Consider the following 8449-nt stretch of genomic DNA (forward strand, 5'->3'; position numbering starts at 1 on the left):
CTGGTATTAGCAAAGAGTAAGAGCGCGATCGGGGTGTGCTCTTGCGTCAACCCAAACCCATCGCGCTCTAGCGTAGATACATCACCCGCAGCACCACGAACCAGTTCTCGCGGTTGTCGCTCAACTCTCCCGTGGCGTTGGTGCCCAGATGCTCCATCGTCACGGCATCATCCACATTGCCGCCGATCACGCTTAAGCGCTCCATCCCGCCCGCCACCACGATGGCGCAATGCGCGGGGAAATTTGCCGCCGTTGGCAAGTCCTGGAAGCTCATCCGGCTCGCCCCCTCGCGCGGGAAGCACACCAGATCCCCCAGGCGCGGCGCGTAGCTGGCGGGGTTTTCGGCAATCAGCAGCGGATTTTTGATATCACCTTGCGCCGCGCGGGCAGCGTAGTTGATGTATTTTGCATGGTCCGGCGCGTAGGGAAACGCCGCCCCGGCCCCCGCGATGCGCATTACATACGATATAAACGCCGCCGACCACGCATAGCGGCCATCATCGGCGGCGGGAAACACCTGGCCCCGCGCGTCATGCTTGCCGGTGTAGGCGGCGTCATGGGCGTTGGCGTTCAGGCCCTCCCACCAATACTCGCCCACACGCTCCCACAGGCCCGGCTGACGCTCCGCCATGGTGGCCGGGCTCTTGTGGTAGTCAGCCCCGCCTGAATCGTCCACACGGCTGCCCCAGAGCCGCCATTCGTCCATCGCCACGGCCACGGCATCGGTCCGCGAAAAACTCTCATAAGGCACCTGCGCGAAGCGCGGCGCGTGCGCATCCGGGGCCACGCAACCGGCCAGCCCCAGCAGCAGCGCCAGGGATTTACGCAAGATCCCTGAACATCTCGCGCAGCGCGAACTCATTCGCATCGCACAGCCCGCGTTCGGTGATCAGCCCCGAGACCAGCCGCGCCGGTGTCACATCAAACGCCGGGTTCGCCGCCGGGCTGTCCTTAGGCACCACGCGGATCGTCGCGATCGAACCATCGAGTGCGCGCCCGGTCATCGTGGTGACTTCAGATGCCGCGCGTTCCTCGATGGGAATATCGGCGAGACCATCGCTGATCGTCCAATCGATGGTGGAGGAGGGTAGCGCGACCCAGAACGGCACGCCGTTGTCGCGCGCCGCCAGCGCTTTCAGGTAGGTGCCGATCTTGTTGGCGACATCGCCCGCGCGCGTCACGCGGTCGGTGCCGACGATCACCAGGTCCACATCGCCGCGCTGCATCATATGCCCGCCCGCATTGTCGGCGATCACGGTGTGATTGACGCCATGTTTGCCAAGCTCCCAGGCGGTGAGCGAGGCGCCCTGGTTGCGCGGGCGCGTCTCCTCCACCCACACATGCACATCAATGCCCGCATCATGCGCCATATAGATCGGCGCCAGCGCCGTGCCCCAGTCCACCGTGGCGATCCACCCGGCGTTGCAATGGGTGAGCACATTCACCCGCCGCCCGCCGGCCGCGCGGGCGGCGATCAACGGCAGGCCATGCTTGCCGATGGCCTGGTTGGTCGCCGCATCCTCATCGCAAATCGCCGCCGCCTCGCCGTAGGCCGCCGCCGTGCGCGCGGCGGGGCTGAGCGGCTGCAACACCTGCTGCATGCGCGCCAGCGCCCAGCGCAGGTTAATCGCGGTCGGCCGCGTGGCGCCCAATACCGCGATGGCATTGGCCAGGTTCGCATCCGATGCATCAGCACGCATCGCCAGCGCCACGCCATAAGCCGCGGAGGCGCCGATCAGCGGCGCGCCGCGCACCAGCATGGCCTTTATCGCATGCGCGACACCTTCCAGCGTGGTCAGCCGCGCCAGGTCGATCGACCAGGGCAGCTTGGTCTGGTCGATAATGCGGACCGACCAGCGATCGGTGTCATCCACCCAGATCGAACGAAAGGGCGTGCCATCAATTTTCATCGTATCAGGTCCTAAAGTTTTTGATGCAGTGCGCAGACCAAGGTGAATAACCGCCGGGCGGTTGGAAAATCAATCACCACCTTGCCGGCGAGCCGTTCGCTCATCAGCTCCGCGCCTTCATTATGCAGGCCGCGCCGGCCCATATCGATCGCCTGGATGCGCGCCTCGCGGCCTTCGGCGATGGCGCTGGCGTAGCTGTCGAGCAGCATCTGGTAATCCTTGATCAACATTTTGAACGGCCCCATCGCCAGCACCACAGCGACCACGGGGGTATCCTGGGCATCGCGGATATCAAAAACGAGCCTGCCCTCCTGGATGGAAAGATGCAGGATGCTTTGCAGCCCGGGGTGCGCGGCGGGGTGAAACTCGTTCTCCGCCTGCAAGTCAGCGACAGCCTGCTCCCGGTCGGCTTCCTGCAAGGCCGAGATCCGGTGCAGCGGTCCGCCATCCAGGATCACGCGCGTCAAATGTCCCGTTGTTTCAGCCATTGGGAACCTCTCGCTTCATACCAAGTTTCAGCATAATCCCAATCACGGCGCCCTTCGCCATGCGCAGGGCAACCATGCATACCAGCGCCAGCATGGCCAGGAGCACGCCTGCCATCCAAATGCCCGGATGATAGTCGCCACTATAAAAAAACACGAAAAACAAGGCGAGCACATGCAGCACGATCAGCATGGCGATGTAGGGCGGCGCATCATCGGAGGGCATGTCGCCCAAAGGAGCGGCGCAGTGCAGGCAGCGTTTATGCACCTTGAGGTAACCATCGAAGATGGGCGCCGCGCCGCAATTCGGGCAACGGCCTATGATGCCGCGGCCGATGGTGGCGGGCCAGCTGTCAGTTGCCCATTCAGTTTTGGCGCGCGTCCTGGCGGGTGGCCAGCTTTCAAAATCCGGTTGGTAGTCTTGCGGTTTGTTCATGGGGTGCATTAGCCACCGCATTGCCTCCAAGTTCAAGCGCCGGGCGAACATGGCGGTTGTAACGCGCCCCGGGCGTGGTTTTCAGGCAACGGTTGCAGCATTGCGCGCGGGAAATGCCGGGCGCGAATTTCGCGGAGGCGCGCCCCCGCGGTATCTTCGTCCGGCGGTTGTGCAGGCGCTGGCGGCACGGGGTTTTGTTTTTCTTGAGCAATGTGTTCTGTCTTGCCAAACGCACGAAGCATGCGCCCGAATTCATTTCGGAGCGATTTTTTTTGCACGGACCACAAAAAAATGACCTATTCAGAGCATTTCATGACGCTTTTTATTGACAGCGTGGTGCGACGGGCAGAATAGCGATTCTTGCGTGCGTCGCGCGATTCGCGCCGCAACCGAGTCAATATCGTATCGGTCGAGAGGCCTCGCACGCGAACAGGAAAGACGGTCACAGACCGTGACAAGAGACGATCCAGTGCCGGACGCCAAAGAACTGAACTTCATTCACCCTGATCAAGGAGCCAATCCTGTGACCATCGAAGATACCACCGAAACCATGCGAGCCCAGCCGCTTGCTGTGAGGGCAACCACCAAGAAGACCGCAGCGAAGAAGCCGGCCGCTAAAAAACCGGCTGCGAAGAAGCCGGCGGCGAAAAAAGCCGCGGTAAAGAAACCGGCCGTTAAAGCCGCTAAAAAAACCGCCGCTAAAAAAACCGCCGTGAAGAAGGCCGCGCCCAAAAAAGCTGTCGCCGTGAAGAAGCCGGTTGCCAAAAAGGCCGCTGCCGTGAAGAAGGCTGCGCCGAAGAAAACTGCCGCCGTGAAGAAGCCGGTTGCCAAAAAGGCCGCCGCCGTGAAGAAGGCTGCGCCGAAGAAAACTGCCGCCGTGAAGAAGCCGGTTGCCAAGAAGGCCGCCGCCGTGAAGAAGGCCGCGCCGAAGAAAACTGCCGCCGCGAAGAAGCCGGTTGCCAAAAAAGCTGCCGCCGTGAAGAAGGCCGCGCCGAAGAAAACTGCCGCCGCGAAGAAGCCGGTTGCCAAAAAAGCTGCCGCTGTGAAGAAGGCCGCGCCGAAGAAAACTGCCGCCGCGAAGAAGCCGGTTGCCAAAAAAGCTGCCGCCGTGAAGAAGGCCGCGCCCAAAAAGCCCGCCGCCGCGAAGAAGCCGGTCGTGCGCCGGCCGCGCAAGCTGAAGGAATTGGTGGAGCCGATGTCAGCGCCGGGTGATCTGCCGCAGGACGATATGACCCAGGCGATCACGGTTGACTCGATCGAGAGTTGAGACCTGACTCTACTTAAAGAGACGGAAATGCGGGGGCGCATGCTCCCGCATTTTTTGCCGCTACTTGCCTTGCGTTAAGCCGGTCAGCTCGCGAGCCAATCCTCGATCAATCGCCGCGCGATGGAATCCTGCGGTGGAAGATTGAAGCCAAGCGCCTTGCGGTTGGCGATATCGGCGCGGCTGAACCAGCGCGCATCGCGCATTTCGGCGGCTCCCAGTACAATCTCTTCGGTCAGTGCCTCGGCATAATAGCCCAGCATCAGCGAGGCGGGGAAGGGCCACGGCTGGCTGGAATGATACGCCACCTCGCCAACCCGCACGCCGACTTCCTCGAACACCTCGCGCCGCACAGCATCCTCCAGGCTCTCGCCCGGCTCCACGAAACCGGCCAGTGTGGAGTAAAAATTGCGGTCCACGGGAAACTTATGCGACTGCCCGAGCAGAAGATAATCGCCGCGGACCACCAGCATGATCACCGCCGGGTCGCTGCGCGGAAAATTCTCAGCGCCGCATTGCGCGCATTGCAGTACCCAGCCGCCGCGCGTGGGAAGCATGGCGCCGCCGCAGGCCGGGCAGAATTTATGCGTGGCGCGCCAGTGCAGCATGCCGAGCGCGGTGGCTAGAATCGTCGCGTCATCCGTTGGCAGCAGCGCGGTGAGGTTGCGCAGATCAACAAACGCGCCTACCTCCTCCGCCAGGGCTGTGTGCGGATCTTCATGCGCGGAGAGGTCCACGGCGAATATCGGGGTATCATCCTGCAGGCCAAGGAACACCCAGGGCGCCTCGGTATCGGGGAGGCCGGTGAGCGCCGCCTGGGGTGTGGCGGCATCCGTGATGAGTGCCTTGCCGTTCCAGAACACGGTGTAGCGGCTGGCCGGGTGGTGGCGCATGGCGTGCATCCCGGCCTCGTCCGTCCGTAAATGCCCGGCGCGGTCCAGCCTGCCGCCGGTATAGGGATTGGGTCTGCCAGGGATGATTTGCCGCATGGGGCGAATTTGGCAGGACATGTTGCGCGAAGCAACCTTGCGCGCCGGCACGGAAGAGGTGATAACGGCCACGGGAGGTCGGCGGCGGACGTGAGCCTCGCCAACCCGGTCAGGGCCGGAAGGCAGCAGCCGCAACGAGTTTCCTCATGGGTCGTTGTCCGGCCTCCCACCTCCTTTTCGTAGAAGGTTATCTGCCGCGCATGGGTTTGTTCGATGATGACACAGCGGATGACGCGGCGCCCCCCGCCTTCTCAGGCCCCTCGCTGTTCGGCGATGAGCCGGAAGCTCCCGCAAAAGCCGTTGCCTACCGTGTGCTGGCGCGCAAATACCGGCCCACCACCTTTAATGATCTGATCGGCCAGGAGGCGCTGGTGCGCACCCTGCGCAACGCCTTCGCGATGAACCGCATCGCCCATGCCTTCATGCTCACCGGGGTGCGCGGGGTCGGCAAAACCACCACCGCGCGTATTCTGGCCCGCGCGCTCAACTGCACCGGGCCGGACGGTAGCGGCGGCCCCACGCCGGACCCCTGCGGATTATGCGAAAACTGCATCGCTATTTTGGCTGACCGCCACCCCGATGTGGTGGAGATGGACGCCGCCTCCAACACCGGCGTTGACGATGTGCGCGAGATCATCGAGGCGACGCGCTTCAAGCCGCTCTCGGCGCGCACTAAAGTGTTCATCATCGACGAGGTGCACATGCTCTCCAAGCAGGCGTTCAATGCGCTGCTGAAAACGCTGGAGGAGCCGCCGCCGCATATCAAGTTCGTGCTGGCCACCACAGAGATCCGCAAGGTGCCGATCACCGTGCTCTCGCGCTGCCAACGGTTTGACCTGCGACGTGTGGCGGTGAGCGAACTTTCGGCGCACTTCACCCGCATTGCGCAGAACGAATCGGTGGCGATTTCACCGGGCGCCATCGAGCATATCGCCCGTGCGGCGGATGGCTCGGTGCGCGATGGTTTATCACTGCTGGACCAGGCGATTGCGCGCGGCAGCGAGGATGAAACCGGGATCACCGCTGAAATGGTGGCCGAAATGCTGGGCCTGGCGGACCGCTCCTATGTGTTCGAGCTGATGGACGCGCTGGTGGCGGGCGATGCCGCCAAGGCGCTGGAAATCGCCGACGGCGCCTATGCGCGCGGGGCGGACCTGGGGGTGCTGCTGGCGGATCTGCTGGGGCTGACGCATTTGCTGACGCGGATGAAGTCTGTTCCCGCGCTGATGGCCAGCACCACGCTGCCGGAGGCTGAGCGCACCCGCGGGGCGGCGCTGGCGGGGGTGTTGAGTATCCCCTTCCTGGGACGGTTGTGGCAGATGCTGCTGAAAGGCGTGCAGGAGGTTGAGGCCGCGCCCGACCGCCGGGCGGCGGCGGAGATGATCCTCATCCGCCTGTGCCATGTGGCCGATATGCCGCCGCCGGGCGAGTTGCTCAAACGCATTACCGAGAGCGGCGCCACGGCGCAGGGCGGTGCCGGGCCGGGGCCATCAGGCGGCGGCAGCCGGGCGGTGGCCAATGGGGCGCCGGCGATGATGCAGGCGGCGCCGCGGGCGATCACCTTCTTGGATGTGGTGGCGCTGGCGGAAGCTAGGCGGGATGTAGCGCTGTTCGCGCATCTGCGCCAGTCGGTGCATCTGGTGCGCTTTGCGCCGCCGGTGATAGAACTGCGGCTGGAGCCGCAGGCCCCGCGCGATCTGGTGGGGAAACTGGCGGCGCTGCTGGAGGCGGAGACGCACCGGCGCTGGACCGTCGCGCTCTCCAATGCGCCGGGCGAGCCGACGATTGACCAGGCGGAGGGCAAGGCCGAGAGCGAGGTGATGCAGTTCGCCGTGGCGCATCCGCTGGTGCTGGCGATTCTGGCTGAATTCCCTGGTGCGAAGATTGAGAAGCTGCATCCCGGGGAGGCGGCGGCGGAGCCGGAGATGCCGGCGGATTGGGCGGCGCTGGCACCGCCGGATGAATTCTATGAAGGAGATGACGAATGAAGAATATTGCCGGGCTGATGAAACAGGCGCAGCAGATGCAGCAGAAAATGGCCGATATGCAAGCCAAGCTGGACGCCGCCGAGGTCGAGGGTGTGGCTGGCGCCGGGCTGGTGCGGGTGACGCTGAGCGGCAAGGGTGCGCTGAGAAAGGTGAAGGTTGACCCGAAACTCGCTGACCCGGCGGAGACGGAGATGCTGGAGGATTTGATCGTGGCCGCGCATGCCGATGCCAAGAGCAAGCTGGACGAGTTGACGGAAGCCGAGATGAAGACCGCCACGGGCGGGTTGAATCTGCCGGCGGGGCTTAAGCTACCGTTTTAATGGGGGGCCCTGAACTTGAACGGCTGATCGGGTTATTTGCGAAGCTGCCGGGGTTGGGGCCCCGCAGCGCGCGGCGGATTGTGCTGAAATTGTTACGTGAACGCGAGACGAGGTTGCTGCCGCTGGCCGAGGCGCTGGAGGGGGTGGCGGCGAGCGTGCGGGCATGTTCGGTTTGCGGGAATCTGGATTCCTGCGACCCCTGCATGATTTGTGTGGACCCGGCGCGCGAGAGGCGGATTTGCGTGGTGGAGAGTGTCGCCGACTTATGGGCGCTGGAGCGGGCGCTGATTTATCGCGGGACGTACCATGTTCTGGGCGGCTCGCTCTCGGCGCTGGCGGGGCGGGGGCCGGAGGATCTGGCGATTGCCTCGTTGCTGGCGCGCCTGGAGCGTGACCCGCCGGAGGAGATTATTTTGGCGATGCCGGCAACCGTGGATGGCGCGGCGACGGGGCATTATCTGGCGGAGCGGCTGAAGGGGTTTGGGATTCCCATCTCGCGGCTGGCGCAGGGGGTGCCGATGGGCGGCGCGCTGGAGGTGCTGGACGAGGGCACGCTGGCAACAGCGCTGCGGGCGCGCAGGCTGGCCTGAGGCGGGAATGCTCCACGGGGAGCGTTTGTGAGGATTGTTTTATAACACATTGTTAGTTCGGCTTAATTTTTTGCTTGCACCCCAATTTGTGCGAGTTTGTATCGGAAAAGGAATGAGTTTGGGGTTGCTTCCTTCCTGGGCTGGTTTCGGTTTTTGGTATGATGTTTTTTCTAGGAAAACTCAATATTTTGTAGGAATGATGGCGCGGGTATGATGACAGGTGTTGCGAGAGGGCGGCGATAAAAATAGCGGTATTTTGCTTGGGTGTAACGTGATAGGGTGGTCTGTGGGGTGGTTTGCCCCGTTTAAAAAAAATAACAGGAGGTTGGATTGCCGGAACTCGTGAAATTTCAGGTTGACCAGATGAATGACCGGCGGGAGATTTTTATTAATCCCGCGCAGGTTTTGTTTTTATCCCGGCACGGACATAACGACAACCAGACAACGATTACCTTGGTTGAAGGCAA

Annotated in this window: 9 protein-coding genes and 1 other RNA gene; 5 read left to right on the top strand and 5 right to left on the bottom strand. The window is 63.1% G+C overall.

The window, feature by feature from the left end:
• Positions 1-67 precede the first annotated feature (67 nt).
• From PHE40_RS09745 to PHE40_RS09760, 4 genes are read right to left on the bottom strand one after another with little or no spacing between them, the layout of a single operon-like run.
• Positions 68-829 (bottom strand): DUF2272 domain-containing protein, encoded by a 762-nt coding sequence (locus PHE40_RS09745; RefSeq protein ID WP_299961252.1) that lies wholly within the window; start codon positions 827-829, stop codon positions 68-70.
• Positions 822-1910, bottom strand: coding sequence for an S-methyl-5-thioribose-1-phosphate isomerase (gene mtnA / locus PHE40_RS09750; protein ID WP_299961254.1), 1089 nt, complete (start codon positions 1908-1910; stop codon positions 822-824). The genes PHE40_RS09745 and mtnA overlap by 8 nt, the downstream gene beginning before the upstream one ends.
• A gap of 11 nt (positions 1911-1921) precedes the next feature.
• Positions 1922-2398, bottom strand: coding sequence for a UPF0262 family protein (locus tag PHE40_RS09755; protein WP_299961256.1), 477 nt, complete (start codon positions 2396-2398; stop codon positions 1922-1924).
• Entirely contained in the window at positions 2391-2831 is a 441-nt protein-coding gene (locus tag PHE40_RS09760) for a DUF983 domain-containing protein (protein ID WP_299961258.1), read from the bottom strand. Before PHE40_RS09760 ends, PHE40_RS09755 begins: the two co-directional genes overlap by 8 nt.
• A 364-nt stretch (positions 2832-3195) precedes the next feature.
• Here PHE40_RS09760 and PHE40_RS09765 point away from each other — a divergent pair, with 364 nt between their 5' ends.
• Positions 3196-4098: a histone H1-like repetitive region-containing protein gene (locus tag PHE40_RS09765; RefSeq protein ID WP_299961260.1), complete on the top strand. Its 903-nt coding sequence runs from the start codon at positions 3196-3198 to the stop codon at positions 4096-4098.
• Between the two features lie 83 nt (positions 4099-4181).
• Here the strand turns inward: PHE40_RS09765 and nudC are convergent, their stop codons facing one another.
• Positions 4182-5084, bottom strand: coding sequence for an NAD(+) diphosphatase (nudC, locus tag PHE40_RS09770; RefSeq protein ID WP_299961262.1), 903 nt, complete (start codon positions 5082-5084; stop codon positions 4182-4184).
• A 72-nt stretch (positions 5085-5156) separates the two neighbouring features.
• On the opposite strand from nudC, the gene ffs reads away from it, so the two are divergent.
• The 4 genes from ffs to recR all read left to right on the top strand — a co-directional run bounded on the left by ffs (position 5157) and on the right by recR (position 7982).
• An RNA gene (gene ffs, locus PHE40_RS09775) (signal recognition particle sRNA small type) lies at positions 5157-5255 on the top strand.
• A 29-nt stretch (positions 5256-5284) separates the two neighbouring features.
• Entirely contained in the window at positions 5285-7072 is a 1788-nt protein-coding gene (locus PHE40_RS09780; RefSeq protein ID WP_299961264.1) for a DNA polymerase III subunit gamma/tau, read from the top strand.
• On the top strand, positions 7069-7392 hold the full coding sequence (locus PHE40_RS09785) for a YbaB/EbfC family nucleoid-associated protein (protein WP_299961265.1): 324 nt from the start codon (positions 7069-7071) through the stop codon (positions 7390-7392). Before PHE40_RS09780 ends, PHE40_RS09785 begins: the two co-directional genes overlap by 4 nt.
• On the top strand, positions 7392-7982 hold the full coding sequence (recR, locus tag PHE40_RS09790) for a recombination mediator RecR (RefSeq protein ID WP_299961266.1): 591 nt from the start codon (positions 7392-7394) through the stop codon (positions 7980-7982). The genes PHE40_RS09785 and recR overlap by 1 nt, the downstream gene beginning before the upstream one ends.
• Positions 7983-8449: the final 467 nt, after the last annotated feature.

This window comes from Acidocella sp., from assembly GCF_028687955.1.
GTDB lineage: Bacteria > Pseudomonadota > Alphaproteobacteria > Acetobacterales > Acetobacteraceae > Acidocella.

Bases quoted from the DNA above. Each gene is read 5' to 3' on its own strand.
- nudC (WP_299961262.1), bottom strand. From the start codon at position 5,084: ATGCGGCAAATCATCCCTGGCAGACCCAATCCCTATACCGGCGGCAGG.
- PHE40_RS09760 (WP_299961258.1), bottom strand. From the start codon at position 2,831: ATGAACAAACCGCAAGACTACCAACCGGATTTTGAAAGCTGGCCACCC.
- recR (WP_299961266.1), top strand. From the start codon at position 7,392: ATGGGGGGCCCTGAACTTGAACGGCTGATCGGGTTATTTGCGAAGCTG.
- PHE40_RS09785 (WP_299961265.1), top strand. From the start codon at position 7,069: ATGAAGAATATTGCCGGGCTGATGAAACAGGCGCAGCAGATGCAGCAG.
- mtnA (WP_299961254.1), bottom strand. From the start codon at position 1,910: ATGAAAATTGATGGCACGCCCTTTCGTTCGATCTGGGTGGATGACACC.
- PHE40_RS09780 (WP_299961264.1), top strand. From the start codon at position 5,285: ATGGGTTTGTTCGATGATGACACAGCGGATGACGCGGCGCCCCCCGCC.
- PHE40_RS09755 (WP_299961256.1), bottom strand. From the start codon at position 2,398: ATGGCTGAAACAACGGGACATTTGACGCGCGTGATCCTGGATGGCGGA.